11 protein-coding genes and 1 pseudogene are annotated in these 15,922 nt (G+C 46.3%); 11 read left to right on the top strand and 1 reads right to left on the bottom strand.

The annotated features are described in order from the left end of the window. The first annotated feature begins 13 nt into the window (after window positions 1-13). From AC3G2T_RS00440 to AC3G2T_RS00490, 11 genes and pseudogenes are all read left to right on the top strand, one after another. Entirely contained in the window at window positions 14-889 is an 876-nt protein-coding gene (locus AC3G2T_RS00440; protein WP_474682067.1) for a carbohydrate ABC transporter permease, read from the top strand. Between the two features lie 14 nt (window positions 890-903). Beyond that, the gene (locus AC3G2T_RS00445) at window positions 904-1,725 is read left to right on the top strand and encodes a carbohydrate ABC transporter permease (RefSeq protein WP_474682068.1); all 822 of its coding nucleotides are present in this window, start codon (window positions 904-906) and stop codon (window positions 1,723-1,725) included. Between the two features lie 621 nt (window positions 1,726-2,346). Then, the gene (locus tag AC3G2T_RS00450; RefSeq protein ID WP_488434426.1) at window positions 2,347-2,550 is read left to right on the top strand and encodes a hypothetical protein; all 204 of its coding nucleotides are present in this window, start codon (window positions 2,347-2,349) and stop codon (window positions 2,548-2,550) included. Next, window positions 2,502-2,891: pseudogene (locus tag AC3G2T_RS00455) on the top strand (AraC family transcriptional regulator); the annotation flags it as partial. The gene AC3G2T_RS00450 and the pseudogene AC3G2T_RS00455, both read left to right, overlap by 49 nt. Before the next feature lie 659 nt (window positions 2,892-3,550). Then, entirely contained in the window at window positions 3,551-5,290 is a 1,740-nt protein-coding gene (locus AC3G2T_RS00460; protein WP_488434135.1) for an ABC transporter ATP-binding protein, read from the top strand. Further along, entirely contained in the window at window positions 5,277-7,097 is a 1,821-nt protein-coding gene (locus tag AC3G2T_RS00465; protein ID WP_488434136.1) for an ABC transporter ATP-binding protein, read from the top strand. The genes AC3G2T_RS00460 and AC3G2T_RS00465 overlap by 14 nt, the downstream gene beginning before the upstream one ends. A gap of 389 nt (window positions 7,098-7,486) precedes the next feature. Continuing rightward, window positions 7,487-9,220, top strand: a complete 1,734-nt coding sequence (locus tag AC3G2T_RS00470; protein WP_488434137.1) for an extracellular solute-binding protein — start codon at window positions 7,487-7,489, stop codon at window positions 9,218-9,220. 67 nt (window positions 9,221-9,287) lie between these two features. Next, the gene (locus tag AC3G2T_RS00475) at window positions 9,288-10,190 is read left to right on the top strand and encodes an ABC transporter permease (protein ID WP_488434138.1); all 903 of its coding nucleotides are present in this window, start codon (window positions 9,288-9,290) and stop codon (window positions 10,188-10,190) included. 14 nt (window positions 10,191-10,204) lie between these two features. Further along, on the top strand, window positions 10,205-11,125 hold the full coding sequence (locus AC3G2T_RS00480) for a carbohydrate ABC transporter permease (protein ID WP_488434139.1): 921 nt from the start codon (window positions 10,205-10,207) through the stop codon (window positions 11,123-11,125). Between the two features lie 93 nt (window positions 11,126-11,218). After that, on the top strand, window positions 11,219-12,976 hold the full coding sequence (locus tag AC3G2T_RS00485; RefSeq protein ID WP_488434140.1) for a sensor histidine kinase: 1,758 nt from the start codon (window positions 11,219-11,221) through the stop codon (window positions 12,974-12,976). Beyond that, the gene (locus AC3G2T_RS00490) at window positions 12,969-14,588 is read left to right on the top strand and encodes a response regulator transcription factor (RefSeq protein ID WP_488434141.1); all 1,620 of its coding nucleotides are present in this window, start codon (window positions 12,969-12,971) and stop codon (window positions 14,586-14,588) included. The genes AC3G2T_RS00485 and AC3G2T_RS00490 overlap by 8 nt, the downstream gene beginning before the upstream one ends. Window positions 14,589-14,691: 103 nt before the next feature. On the opposite strand, the gene AC3G2T_RS00495 is transcribed toward AC3G2T_RS00490, so the two are convergent. Continuing rightward, window positions 14,692-15,585 carry an alpha/beta hydrolase gene (locus AC3G2T_RS00495; protein ID WP_488434142.1) on the bottom strand — a complete coding sequence of 298 codons (894 nt, stop codon included), beginning with the start codon at window positions 15,583-15,585 and terminating at the stop codon, window positions 14,692-14,694. Between the last annotated feature and the right edge of the window lie 337 nt (window positions 15,586-15,922).

Below are 15,922 nucleotides of genomic sequence, written 5' to 3' on the forward strand. Positions count from 1 at the left end.
TGGAGGACTTCACATGTTTGCACATCGAGCAAAATGGATCGGAATCGGCTTCGTTTTCCCGGCATTGATTCTGTATACCTTACTCCTAATTTATCCCGCCTTCTTTGCTGTTTACATGTCGTTTTTCAATTGGAATCTCATTGCAGAATCAACCATGGAGTTTGTCGGGTTCCATCACTATATGCAGATGCTGGAAGATGCCACATTCTGGAGATCATTGACAAACGCTTGCTGGTTCATTCTAGGCTCATTTCTAGTCCTCATGCCAATCGCGTTCGCTCTGGCCTTGGTTGTGACGGGTGATCGGAAATTCAAGCGGTTTTTCAAGACGGCATTTTTTATGCCGGTCGTTCTTCCGATTACTGCAGTTGGGTTGATGTGGACTTTTATTTTGAACCCTAACTTTGGTGCATTGAACGCTTTGCTCGAAAGCATGGGCTTGGGCTGGTTGGCACACGATTGGCTTGGCGATCCGGATCGTTCCATTTTTACAGTTGTCCTCGTAAACGCGTGGGTGTTCGCCGGGTTAAATATGGTTATCTTTGCAGCAGGTCTCGTTTCCATCCCCAAGGACATTTACCAAGCGGCCGAAATCGATGGTGCAAGCCGTTCTCAACAGATTGCGCTGATCACAATTCCGATGATGAAGGAAACGTTTAAAATTTTTTCGATTCTTGCGATTACCGGCTCTCTCAAGGTGTTCGACATCGTCTATGTCATGACGGGCGGGGGCCCGAATCAGAAGACCGAAGTGCCTGCATCGCTTCTCTTCAACGAAGCCTTCAGATACAACAATTTTGGCTTAGGAAACAGCATCGGGACGTTTATTCTGGTAGCTGGTCTGACGATCAGCCTTATCCTGAATCGCTTCGCCAAACAAGATGCGTAGGAAACGAGGAAACGATGAGAACGAAAAATATCGCAATTTATCTATTCGCAGTTGTATGGGCCGCAATTACGCTATATCCCTTATATTTTACGCTGATTTCCTCTGTGAAGACGAATAATGAAATCTTCGGCATGTCCGCTTTCAAGCTGCCGACCGAATACCATTTCGAGTATTACGTCCGTGTTTTTGTCGAAGCAGGTTTAGGCAAAGCGCTCTTCAATTCATTCTTTATTTCATCTATGAGCACCTTTTTGGTCGTCCTGCTGGCATCGATGGCATCCTTTTACTTGGCCAAAGGGAATGGAAAGCTGCCCGGCTTACTTTACATGTATTTGATCGTAGGCATTATGGTGCCCTTCCATTCGACACTAATACCTTTGGTTAAATTGGTGGCGTTGGTGAACGGGTACAACAGTTACTTGACGATTATTGTCATATATTCGACATTTCATATCCCGTTTGCGGTTTTTCTGATTACCGGGTATATCAGAGGCTTGAACAAGGAAATCGATGAATCCGCTTTGGTGGACGGATGTGGTCCGGTGCGTTATCTATTTTCTTTCGTAATCCCGATTTGCATGCCGATTATTTCCACCACTGCGATTCTGACGTTTTTATTCACTTACAATGAATTGATTTTCGCTGTCTTGTTCTTAACCAAAAAAGAAATGTATACCATCTCGCTCTCCATGCTTTCTTTTGTGGGTGAGAGAAGTGTCGAAATGGGCCCGATTTTTGCCGCCATTGTCATTGCCATCTTGCCGATGATCGCAGTCTACTTGCTGATGCAGGAAAAAGTGATAGGCGGGCTAAGCAGCGGGGCTGTAAAGGGATGAATACGATCGGTTATACGTCGTCTTAGTTCATGAAAAAACGCAGAAAAGTCAGCGGCACAGATAATTAATAGTCCCTCCCCCTCGCGAACCTTTTTTCGCCGTCATGGATCTAGGTGTATAGATATCCGCATGCAGAGGAGCTCGCCGTCCGGCGGATCTGCTTCCCGAGTTCATTGGGGCAGATGTGCTAAGGGGGAGGTCTGATAACCGAGGTACCAGACTTAAACTAGGCCCTTCCTACAGTTCATCGGAAAGCGGAAAGCGTTACGTCCTATCGACCGTTTGAAGGAAATGATTATGCGGGATGGGAATCTGGTCATAAGTACATGTAACAGAGCGGATTTCCGGATACCAACATATAATCAATACGGGGCAGTCCCAAAAGTCATCGATGACAGAGGGAATGCCTCTTTTTTGTGTAATATCATTGTGCCAGAATGCATCCCGATTCATCACATGTCATCATTCGAAAAATTCTATTGATCGACATATAGATTGTACAAATGCGCAGGCCATAATGCTGTTGATTGACGCCGCTTACAGCAACAACGGAGTTGTTCCGTCCGCGACAAGATGTATAATGAATAAATCGAAAGTCTAATGAAGAGCCGGTGAATCGTCATGAGCATCATTCAGCGAATCAGTTTGTCGCGATGGTTCCGCAACCAGCGCATTCGAACGAAAATATTCGCGGTATACATTCCCTTGATTCTAGTCCCTCTCCTCATTCTGGGCTACACCTCCAAGGTTATCTACTCGGAGGCGATCATCGAGAAGACTCGCCGGAAGCGTTTGCACGGGCGTTTAAGAATCTTCATGGGATAATGCCGATATCTGCGCGTGATAAAGGCGTTTCTCTAAAAAGCCTATCCACGAATGTCCTTTCATATTTCAATAGAAGGAGGTATCGAAATGAATTACCGAATTGAACAAAAAAGGTCTTTTGAGATGTTTGGAGTTTTTGGTCTTGTAAATTCGGACAGGAAAACAGCATTTTCTGAAGTTCCTGAATTCCGTAAAAAAATGTGATGATGCTGGCAGTGTTGTTCTTATGAACGAATTGCTGGGACGCTTTAGCAACACCGTATTGCACGTATGATCAAGCCGGAGAATCCTTCAAATACATGATATGTTATCATTTACCAAAGGGGCTTGAAGTTATTTGACCGAGCAAAATCTCGACAACTTTGTCATTCTAGAATTGCGGTAGGCATCGCCAAGAACGGTTAGCGCTGCCGTTTGATTCAGTTTCTTCAATAAGGCTGATGCCTTGTTCCGGCTCCTGAATTTGGATCTGAACCCGAACCAGATAATGCTCGGGTTCAGATAACACCACCTCGTCAAGGATACAATCCTCGTAAGCGTTCCCTTCTATAATCAGCTGATTGCTCTCGATATACTCAAATATTTGCGGGTAAATTTTGTCCGTTTCCCCATAATTCGCTCTGGCATAGCACACCAATTCCATAATCTGGTATTTGATTTCCTCCTTTTTCTGGCGAAGCAATTCGAGCGTGCTGGAGGCAGTTCGATTTTCTAGATGTGTTTTGATTTTATCCAGAGGAATGCCAAGCTCTTTAAGCGCTTGTCGGCAACAAGAGCAGGCTTAAATAGACCGATGCGATCATAAAAAATGAGCGTTTTCCGAGCAACTTCGGATAGGCTCGCAAATGAGCTGATCGAAAGAAATTCTGATGGATGCATATTTCCCTCCGGATCGGATTGACTGTATAGTTACTATACAGTATATAATACCATTTGTTACTCCGAGTATTCAACGAATATGCGCGCTAATTAGCCCCAAATCTATAAAAGGAGATCACTTATGTTAAAACGATTGTTGAAAAGCGTCAGAGAATATAAAAAAGAGACGCTGCTTACCCCGTTGTTTTTGCTGGGAGAGGTGGTGATGGAAGTATTGATTCCGTTATTCATGGCTCGGCTGATCGATCAAGGAATTAGCGGCGGGAACATGAGCATGATCGGGAAATATGGCCTGATCCTAGTGCTGTTTGCTCTTACATCCCTTTTGTTCGGGGCGCTTGCAGGCAGATATTCTGCAATTGCAATGGCCGGGTTTGGCAAAAACCTGCGTTTTGATCTGTTTCGGAATGTTCAGCGATTGTCCTACTCCAGCCTCGATAAATTTTCCACCGCCAGCATTGTGACACGTCTTACGACGGATATTACGCATGTTCAGAATGCGTTTATGATGATTATTCGGATGGCTTTCCACAGCCCGGTCATGATGATTTTTGCAACGGTGATGACCTTCCAGATCAGCCCTTCCATTGCGATGCTGTTTTTGGTTGCAGTACCACTCTTGGCTATTGGCATGTATCTGATTATGCGATATTCATTTCCTGTTTTTGAACGGGCGTTTGACCAATATGATGAAATGAACAAGGTGGTACAGGAAAACGTAAGAGGCATTCGTGTCGTCAAGTCGTATGTTCGAGAAGAGAAGGAAGTTTCCAAATTCAGAAAGGTTTCAGAACGAATTTTCACGGAAATGGTTAAAGCCGAACGGATACTGGCTCTTGAAATGCCCTTGATGCAAATCGTTCTCTACAGCGTTATGCTTCTGGTTTCATGGATTGGCGCCAAGCTGGTGGTAGGCGGAACAATGACGACGGGCGAATTGACGAGCGTTTTGGCCTACTCGCTGCAAATTTTGATGAGTCTTATGACCTTGGGCATTATATTGGTTGTCATTGCCATTGCTCGCGCTTCAGCGGTGAGAATTGATGCATTGCTGCAGGAGGAACCGGAAATTAAAAGCCCGGACTCCCCAGTTATGGATGTTGCTTCCGGAGAAGTTGAATTCCGCAATGTTTCCTTCCGCTATTCCAGCAATGCCGAGAAATTTGCCTTATCTGGCGTCAATCTTCATATTCGTTCCGGACAGACCATAGGCATCATTGGCGGGACTGGCAGCGCCAAAACATCGCTTGTGCAACTAATTCCACGCCTTTACGATGTAAGCGAGGGAGAAGTGCTCGTAGGAGGAACCAACGTCAAAAGCTTTGATATTTATGCTTTGCGCAATCAGGTGGCGATGGTTCTGCAAAAAAATGTTCTGTTTGAAGGCACCATTAAAGAAAATTTGCGCTGGGGCAATGAAAACGCCAGTGATGAGGAGCTTATAGAAGCTTGTAAAGCAGCACAGGCCCATGACTTTATCTCCGCTTTCCCCGACGGATACGATACCCGGATCGATCAGGGGGGAACCAATGTTTCCGGCGGTCAAAAGCAGCGCTTGTGTATAGCAAGAGCATTGCTCAAGAAGCCCCAAATTCTGATTCTGGATGATTCAACAAGCGCTGTGGATACCAAAACGGATGCATTAATCCGCAGAATGTTTAAGGAAAACATCCCGAATACGACAAAAATCATTATTGCACAGCGTATATCTTCCGTGGAGGAAGCAGACCAGATTATTGTCATGGACGGCGGTAAAATTACAGACATTGGCTCACATGATGATCTGCTGGTCAGAAGCACCATTTATCAGGAAGTCTGGCACTTGCAAACGAAAGGAGGAAAGCAGCATGCCGAGTACTAACAACTATTGGAAAACCAGTATACGCCTGCTGGCTTACTTTAAACATTACAAACTATTGTCCGGGCTGATCTTGCTCTTTGTGCTGCTGGGCTCTGCCGTATCTGTCGTAACTGCTGTTTTTTTGCGCGTGCTGATTGATGATTTTATTGTGCCGCTGCTCGCAGACCAAAATCCGCTCTTTAACAGCCTGCTGCACGCATTAATCTTGCTCGGCGTCATCTACATGGTCGGCGTAATAAGCACCTTTGTCTATAAGCGGATAATGATAACAATCTCGCAAAAAATAATGAGGAATATTCGGGACGATCTGTTTAGCCAAATGCAGAAGCTTCCGTTGAAATATTTTGATCGGAAAGCGCATGGCGATATTATGAGTCATTATTCCAACGATGTCGATACGCTGAGCATGATGCTTGCAGACGCATTGCCGCAGCTGCTATCTTCAACGGTTACAATTATAGTCGTGTTCTTCTCCATGCTCTATATGGATATTCCGCTTACGCTTCTCGTTTTACTTGGCGTTGCGCTCATGCTATGGATAACGAAGATCGTAGGCAAGAAAGCGACCGGATATTTCTTCCAGCAGCAGGAATCGATAGGAAAAGTAGAAGGCTATATTGAGGAGATTATTAATGGTCAGAAGGTGGTTCAAGTATTTTGCCGCGAAGAAAAGGCCATTGAGCACTTCTCAAAAATAAATAATGAGCTGTTCAATCACGCTTCAACCGCCAACACATATTCCAATATTTTGATGCCGATCACGGCCAATATTGCCACCTTGATTTATGTACTCGTTGCAATTTTAGGCGGGGCTTTGGCCATTTCTGGCTGGGATCCCGGCCTGACTTTAGGCAGCATTGCGGCATTTCTTGGTCTTTCCAGAAACTTTACCATGCCCATTTCAGAAATGTCCTCTCAAATCAGTATGTTTGTCGTCTCACTGGCAGGAGCCCAGCGAATTTTCAACTTGATGGATGAAATGCCTGAAGTCGACGAAGGCAGCGTTACGTTGGAAAAGCATAAGGATGAAAGCGGCTGGTATTGGAAGCTGGAGGATGGCTCACACCTGCCTTTAAAAGGAAAGGTTGAATTAAAACAGGTGTCCTTTTCCTACGATGGCAAGAAGCAGGTTTTGCATGACGTTACACTTTACGCCAATCCGGGACAGAAGCTTGCGTTCGTCGGAGCCACAGGAGCAGGGAAAACAACGATAGCCAACCTGCTGAACCGCTTTTATGATATTGAAGAGGGAGAAATTATTTATGACGGCATTAATATCAAGCGGATTCGCAAGGCTGATCTACGCCGTTCGTTAGGTATTGTTCTGCAGGATACACATCTGTTCACAGGAACAGTTGCTGACAATATCCGATACGGACGTCTCGACGCCACCGATGAAGAAGTCAGGGAGGCGGCCAGACTGTCTTATGCAGACAGCTTTATTGAGCGTTTGCCAGACGGCTATAACACCTGGATCGAAGGAAATGGAGGCGATCTTTCGCAGGGACAGACCCAGTTGCTTGCCATTGCCCGCGCTGCAATTGCCAATCCTCCGGTTATGATTCTAGATGAAGCAACCTCCTCCATAGATACGAGAACAGAAGGAATTGTCCAGATGGGTATGGATAATCTGATGAAAGGACGAACTGTGTTTATAATAGCTCACCGCCTATCCACAGTGCAACATTCAAATGCGATTATGGTGTTGGATAAAGGGCAAATTATTGAACGCGGAGATCATGAGCAGCTTATCATGCACGGAGGAATCTATTATCAATTATATACCGGGGCTTTTGAACTGGAATAAACAAAGGATACTTCAGGAAATTGTTCGGCTTCTTTTCGATGAGACGCAGGCTTATACATTTCTCGCTATTCTTCAGGCATATGCCGCCGCAACGGTAGAGAATTGAGTAGCAGTTGAGGATGGATGGTGCGATTCTGCGAGTCGCCGCGACAGTACTTTAATCAAATACGCTTTAAGACGGAAGCACAGTCCATTCGCATATGTGAATGAACTGTGTTTTTTGTCTTAAGGATTTCGAAAAAGGATAACGCTTTCATTTTGTCAACGATGGGTAAGCAAAGTAAAGAGATGTACATTGTTTGCCTGCTGGTCCAATCCTATAATAAATGCATACACAACGTCATTGTGTAGAGGTCACAATAAATAAATTCGATGAACGGGGGAAGGACATGGAAGCGAAAAAACACAAATCGAAGGCATTGCTAGTATCCATCATATCGATTGCCGCTTTATTAACCGCGTGTAGCGGGCAGAACAATTCAACAGGTACTGGGCAGGGCAAGGGTTCTAACGTTGAGTCGGGGAGTGCAGCGGGGAATGAGGCGAAGGGAGCAAATGAAGATCCGTTAGGGAAATACGATCCGCCGATTGAAGTGTCTTTCATCCGGAATCTCAACGACGTTGTAGAAAACAACGTGCTGGGCGTGCTGAAGGGCGAAACGTTCGAAGACAACCGCTGGACCCGCTTATACAACGATCAACTGGGCATCAAAATCAAAAATAAATGGATTGTCAAAGGAAGCGATACTTCAGAGCAATATTTGCAGAAATTGAATGTAACTCTGGCTTCAGGCGATTTGCCTGACGTTATTGCAGTGAATGCGACTCAATTGAAGCAATTGGCCGACTCCGGCCAGATTGAAGATATGACGGCCTTATATCAGAAATACGCCTCTCCGTTACTCAAAGAGGTCTCGTCACAGGAGGGTTCAAGTCCGTTCGACGCCGCTACGATTGACGGCAAACTGATGGCGGTCCCGCAGGTTGAATCTTCGATCGAACGCGCCATGTTTATCTGGATTCGTACGGATTGGTTAAAGAAGCTGGAACTTCAGCCTCCAAAAACGCTGGCTGATGTGCGGGCGATTTCCAAAGCATTCGCAGAAAAGGATCCGGACGGCAACGGTAAAAAGGATACATACGGCCTTGGCTTGACCAAAGATTTGTGGGGAGGGGCCATGGGGTTGGAAGGGTTTATGGCCGGCTATAAAGCTTATCCGAATTTGTGGAAGACAGACGCTTCCGGCAAATTAGTTTTTGGCGGTATTCAGCCCGAAGTAAAGAAAGCGCTTCAAGATTTGCAGAGTATGTTTAAGAACGGGGAACTGGATCAGGAATTCGGCATTAAAGACGGGGGCAAGGTATCCGAGCAGATCACTGCCGGAAAGATCGGAATGGAATATGGCGAACAATGGAATTCCATCTGGCCGCTTCAGTTGAACCGGAACAATGACCCGAATGCGCAGTGGCGTGCATTTCCAATTGTTTCGGAATCCGGCGAAACGCCTAAAGTGCCTTTAAAATTCAGTACGACAAGGTTTTTTGCAGTTAAAAAGGGAGTTAAGCATCCTGAAGCGGTTATCAAAATGTTCAATCTTCATCTGGAGAAGAACTTTGGCAAGACAGGGGAGTTTGACAAATATTATGCACCGCCTGAAGCGGAAAGCGTATGGCAGTTATCCCCTGTGACGCCTTCGCCGCTAAAGAAAAACGTGGAGGCGTTTAGAGCCATTGACGCAGCCCGTAAAGCCGGCGACTTCTCGACGTTGAAGGGGGAGCCCAAAACGATACAGGGGAAATTAGATGCTTATAATTCAGGGTCTAAGGACGGGTTTGCGCTGTGGGGCTGGGAGCGAATTTACGGTCCGGAAGGTTCCGAGGGAGTTGTTGACCAGTACGATAAAAACGACCAGTTCCTCATGGATAAGTTCGTTGGCGCGCCTACTCCTACTATGGTGGAGCGCAAATCTACTCTGGAAAAGTTGCAGAATGAGACGTATACGAAAATCATTATGGGCGCATCCGTTGATGAATTCGATAAGTTCGTGCAAGATTGGACCAAGCTGGGCGGAGAACAAATAACAAAAGAAGTAAACGATTGGTATGCTTCAAAGAAGAAGTAGTAACAGGCAGGGGTTGGAAGTGCCTTCCTTCCTCTGCTTATTTTGCTTCATATGACGGAGGATGGATATGATAACAAGGAAACGGTTAAATGAGCTTCCCCTGCATCTGATGATATTGCCGGGATTGCTGCTTATTGTCTTATTCTCATATGTCCCCATGGGCGGGATTATCATTGCCTTTCAAAAGTTTATCCCGGCGAAGGGCCTCTTTGGCGATCAGCGGTGGGTTGGGTTGGACAATTTCAGGTACGTATGGAATTTGCCGAGTTTTAAACAGGTTCTTTGGAATACCCTCTTTATTTCGGGTCTTAAGCTTATTCTCGGACTGATCGTACCGATTGTCTGCGCTGTTCTTCTCAATGAATTGAAGAATGAAGCAATAAAAAGAAGCGTTCAGACAACGATTTATTTGCCCTATTTTCTCTCCTGGGTCGTTCTTAGCGGGATCCTGATCGATATCCTGTCTCCGTCAAACGGTATCGTGAACGGGGTGTTGGGCGCTCTAGGCATGAAAAAAATATTTTTTCTTGGGGACAATCATTGGTTTCCGTTTACTCTGATATTTTCCGATGTATGGAAGAATTTTGGGTACGGGACAATCGTTTATTTGGCGGCCATTATCGGCATCGATCCGGGACTCTATGAATCTGCAACCATAGACGGCGCCAATCGCTGGAACAAAATATGGCATATCACCCTTCCCGGCATGCGCATGGTCATCGTTCTCTTATCCGTTCTAAGCCTGGGACAACTGTTCAATGCGGGGTTTGATCAAGTATTCAATTTGTATAGTCCTCAAGTATATCAAAGCGGCGATATTCTGGATACGTTTGTTTATCGGATCGGTTTGTTAGATGCTCAATACGGCGTGGCAACTGCTGTCGGACTTTTCAAATCGGTCGTATCGCTCATACTGATATCCGGCTCGTACTTTGCCGCCTATCGATTTGCGAATTATAGAATTTTCTAGAAGGAGGGAAACCTGTGGCACATCTATCAGCTAAACTTGTTTCGGATGAGGGGATCAGGGTATCCCGCAAGCGTATCGATTGGTTTTCTGTTGTGAACACTTCCTTTCTCATTTTGATATCCTTAATATGTGTGCTTCCGTTAATCCATATTATCGCCGTTTCGTTCAGCTCAAGCACTGCGGCGTCGGCAGGCTATGTGAAGCTGTGGCCGGTTGATTTCACCTTGGCTTCCTATGCATATACGGCGAGCCGGGAAGCATTCTGGCAATCCATGCTGGTTTCGTTGGAACGTATTGCGATCGGAACGCCGTTAAACCTATTATTAACTATACTGGTCGCTTACCCTTTAGCCAAAGAATCGGGCTCGTTTCGTTTTCGCAACATCTATGCATGGATCTTCTTTATTCCCATGCTTTTTTACGGAGGCTTGATCCCTTGGTATACGACAATCAAGCAGTACAATCTGCTTGACACGATCTGGGCGCTTGTTCTGCCGGGCGCGGTTCCTGTATTCAGTATCGTGCTGCTGCTTAATTTTTTTCGCGAAGTGCCCAAAGAGCTTGCGGAGGCTGCTACCATTGACGGAGCAGGCCACTGGATAACGCTATGGAAAATTTATGTGCCGATATCCATGCCCGCGCTCGCAACACTCGCCTTGTTTTCGATGGTGGAGCATTGGAACAGTTGGTTTGACGGCCTGCTGCTGATGGGGGACCCGAACCATTACCCGCTGCAAAGCTACATCCAGACGATTGTTATTCAACAAAATTTATCGAATATGTCCCGCGACGAAGCGTTGAATTTGGCTCTGATATCGGACAGGACGCTGAAATCCTCGCAAATTTTCCTGGGTTCACTTCCGATTATTATGGCGTACCCATTTCTGCAAAAGTACTTTGTAAAAGGGATTGTTTTGGGAAGCGTGAAGGGGTGACAGCCGAAAGGTATCCCGGAGGGCGATTTGCAATCTTTATGCAAACATGGTTTCAAGTTATAATGAAGGAAAACGTTTGGAGGTTCCCTCTCCTTGCTCAACCGTCAACCGTTCTCTCTGAGAAATACGATTTTCCTGCGGCTGCTCGCTACATTTTTACTGATCATGCTGCCAATTCTTTCGCTTGGCGTCTATTTGTATCACTGGATTGTACAGACGGCAAGCGAAGACATCTCAAAGACTGCTGTCTCCCAGATTACTTTCTATTTGACCGATCTTGAGAACGAGCTGGAACGAATGAAATTGCAGCAGTTCAGTATCCTGGAAGACGAGGACCTCAATGAATTGACGCTAACCTGGAATTCCATGGACGCCTTCAAGCGCACGGAAAAAATCAACACGTTGTGGAAACGGCTTAATGCCATTCAAAACAGCAGTATGTACATCAAAAATGTGAGTGCTGACATCTTTCCGATTTCAAAATCCGTTTCATCCGCAAATGGGACTCGGGATTTGGACCCGCTATCCTACTACGAGAATCGCTCGAAATTTGACGTCAGGAACAACCAGGTCATCGAGTGGAAAGGGAGCTTATACTTAAGCGCAGCCAAACAGAGCGCCACCAAAGGGGATCATCCCCTATTTATTATCGAAATCGAACTTGACACCGCGAAGCTTCGGGAGGCGCTAAGTCAACTCAATACATACGCCGGCAGCGGCACACTGCTGTTCTCCAAGAAAACCGGGAACATCCTTGTAAGCGTTTCTGAAAATCAATTGCAACAAGATATGGATGCTCTCGTTTCCCAAATCGACATATCGACATTTGCTCAAAAGGGAACCTATAATATGTTAGGCAGCCGTTATTACACTGCGTTTGCAAGTTCCGATTATCTGAATATGTCCATCATCCGATTCATTCCTGAACAAATCATCAAGAAGCCGCTGGGTAAGTTCTATGCATGGGCATGGCTGTTTATTTTCGTTGCCATTGTGATTATTGCCGTGTATGCGTTCTCCACCTATAAATTTATACATAAACCGCTGCTATCGCTTGTTAAGAGCTTTCGGCGCGTGGAAAGCGGCGATCTTCAGTTTGTTATCGCACATGAATCCAAGGACGAGTTCGGATATTTGTACGGCCGATTCAACCAAATGATCGCGAATCTGCGTTCGCTGATAGATCAGGTCTACAAACAAAAAATTATGACTCAGCGTGCCGAACTGAAACAACTTCAATCTCAAATTAATCCGCATTTCCTATACAACAGCTTTTTTATCCTGAATACGATGGCAAAGACGGGCGACGTCGAGCGAATCGAGCAGTTCACGACTCAGCTTGGGGAGTACTTCCAATTTGTGACCCGTAATGCTTCGGATGAAGTATCGTTGAAACAAGAAATTCACCATGCCAGAATGTACACGGAGATCCAGGAGCTTCGCTTTTCACGGCGCATTCGGGTGCAATTCGACTCGCTCCCGCGGGAAGCCGAACAGGTGCCGGTTCCCCGGTTGATTATCCAGCCTATCATTGAAAACGCATTCGAACATAGTTTGGAACGAATGAGGCATAGCGGATTGATTGTCATCCGGTTCGAAGTGGAAGAAAGGGAAATCCGCATCAAAGTCGAAGATAACGGCCAAAGCTTGTCGGACCATGCGTTAGAACGCATTGCAAATTCTTTGGCTGACGATAATGAACATACGGAGACGACAGGTCTTGTGAATATTCACCGCCGTGTAAAGATTACGTTTGGTGATGCGTATGGTTTGCGGGTGAGCAGAAGCGAGCTCGGGGGACTGAGAGTCATCATTTGTTTTTCCTTTAGAAGGGATGAAGCTCATGATTAGATTGCTTATCGTCGATGATGAAGAAATTATTACGGAAGGACTATTTGAGGTACTTAAGCAATTGAATCTTGGGCTTGATATGTACAAAGCTTATGCCGGAGAAGAAGCGCTGGATTTGATGAATAGAACGAGAGTGGATATTGTGTTATCCGATATTCGGATGCCCGGCATGGATGGCCTGGAGCTCATGAAAAACATACGGAGTCAATGGCCGCATTGCAAAATCATTTTTTTGACCGGATATAATGACTTTGATTATATATACCAGGCGATCCAAACATCGGGGGTGAGCTATCTCCTTAAAAGCGAAGGATATGACAAGATCATCAAGGCGGTAACCGATGCCATTAAGGAATTGGAGAACAGTCTGAAGTTCCATGATCTGATCAAGCAGTCAAGCGAGAAGCTAACCATGCTTGAAACGCTTGCCCAAGGCAATTATTTCAGGTATCTGCTTCAGGGGGCGAGAGCTGCGGAGGAGCTGGGGGTTGATTTCCGCAAATTGGGCATTGTCCTCGATCCCTACCTCCCGGTGCTCGTGGTGCTTGGTGACCTGCAGCGTACGAACCTGCACCAGTCGTTTGCCGAAAGCCAGGAGGCTGCATTAGCCGTTAAATTTTTGGCTGAAACCTTCCTTGCGGAGCGAACCGACAGTCTTGGAATCATTGACCGATACGGCGACCTCGTATGGCTTATCCAGCCGGAACGCGGCAAGCGAATAGAGCCGGGCGAAGCCTATGTCCGCACGGTCAGGTTTTTAGAAGGCCAATTTGAGCTTCTGCAGCAAGCCTGTATGGATTCGCTGGGACTCACTTTTGCCATTACGCTCTGTGCTGAACCGTGTGAATGGAAGCAGCTTTCCATGGCGTATGAACGAATCAGAAACCAACAGCACAGGAGAGCAGGCGACGGCGCCCAGATGATACAAACCATTTACATGGAAACGATCGAGACTGCGGCTTCTTCGCGATCTTTGAGGGAAAAGGAGGAAGCGTTGGCGATTCATCTCGAAGGAGGCAGCAGAGAGGGGTTTCTGCTACTGCTGCAAGAGTTGACCGAAACGGCTTTCGTTGAGGGCAGAATCGGGGGCACCTTTGTCTTGGAGCTCTATTACACGATAGCACTGCTTTTGTTATCCTACATCAATCGTTGGGAGCTGCATGACAAGGTTGAAGCAAGCAGTCTTATGCAGAGAGAAATGCATGCATCCTGGCAGGACAGTTTCGTTTATTTGAAAAAGATTGCGGAGTCTTTGTTCGATCTTCGATTGAGCGGAGAACGCAGCAGGGCGGCTGCAGCGATCGAAAAGGTCCGTTTGTACATTGATGAACATATCGGCGAGGACTTGTCGCTTGCGCGTTTAGCCAATGTCATTCATTTCAATCCATCTTATTTGTCGCGGCTTTTTAAACAGGAAAGCGGAATCAATCTATCTGAGTACATAGATGAAGTTAGAATAGAAAAAGCGAAAGAATTGCTGAAACAGGACGAGATAAAAATAGCCGAGGTGGGTGTTCGGATAGGGTATGAAACTCCTCATTCATTTACCCGATTTTTCAAAAAGTCATTCGGCTTTACACCGCTGGAATATCGGGAAGGCTTGAGGAAATAAGCGGATCTGCAAAGTTTAAAAGCGGCCAATTGCAGGTCAGCAGATGCTCAAAAAAAAGCTGGACGGAGAACATCGCGTTTTTTCGTCCAGCTTTCATTATTATTTACTTAAAGATGCGCTGCGAGAATTGGTACAGCCCGCTGCTCCAGACTTTCCCTTCGTGTCCGCCCACATCCAGATACCACATGTGCGGGATGTTCATGCCGTTCAAGCTATTATGGAAATTTTGGCTGACCCACAGCAGACCGTCCGAAGCGCCGACGGACAGCCACAGCAGTTTCAGTTGGCTGGCGACCTGAGACGGGTTGGAGATGAGCTGCGATGCCGACTTCGTATTCGGAGCGGACGAGAACGCGCCGATCCAAGAGAACTTGTCCAGATGGGTCAACCCGAAGTTCAGCGTTTGTCCGCCGCCCATCGACAAGCCGGCGAGCGCGCGATGCTGCTTATCCTTGTACACCGGAAAATTAGAGTCGATGTAAGGAACGAGGTCATTGATCAGATCGAACTCAAACTTTTCAAAGGCGGCTACCTTGTCCGGAGCATAAATATCGCCTACCGGACGATCATCCCACATGGCGCGGCCGTTCGGGAATACCACAATCATCGGCTCCAGTTTGTTCTCGGAGTACAGGTTGTCGAGAATATTCCGCGGATTCATATTATTGAGCCATTCATACTGATCCCCGCCAATACCGTGCAGCAAGTAGAGGACGTTATAGGTTTTCGAAGGCGTATAGCCCGGAGGCGTATACACCATTGCGTTCCGCGACTTGCCTACTGTTTTGGAATAATAGCTAATCTGCTGAACGTTCCCGTGCGGAATATTATTGCGGTAAGCATCATACCCCTTCGGAGCCGGGATAACGGGGCCGTTTGCAGCCGCGACTGCAGAGCTGCTCTGCTCCTGTGTCTGGGACGCGGCAGTGGACATCGTCGGCACCAGCAGCGCAGTGGCCAATGCCAGACTTAAAATACGAGTTAAACCTTTCTTCATTTCATCTTCTCCTCCTTGGATTTGTGAATTTTGTTGGCTTTGCCAGCTTGGAGTGAACCCTGATTCACTCTGTTCTGTTACTCGCTCAGCAGCGATCCTCCTTGATGCCGAATTGAAACCCCTTTCAACGCTGAGTAGCATCCCCCCTCCCGGCTTGCAGCACCCTCGCTCACGAAGCAAAGCAGTGTGCAGTCATTATTGTAAGCGCATACAAATGAATAATACCATATTTGATATATTTTGTAAATGAATACCTTTCGGAATTTGTTGAAAAATTCACGCTGAGACAGAAGAATTCGTCTTCATGTCTTTTCCATGATATTTTGCGGCTCCACAT

The sequence above is a fragment of the Paenibacillus sp. sgz302191 genome (assembly GCF_057749925.1).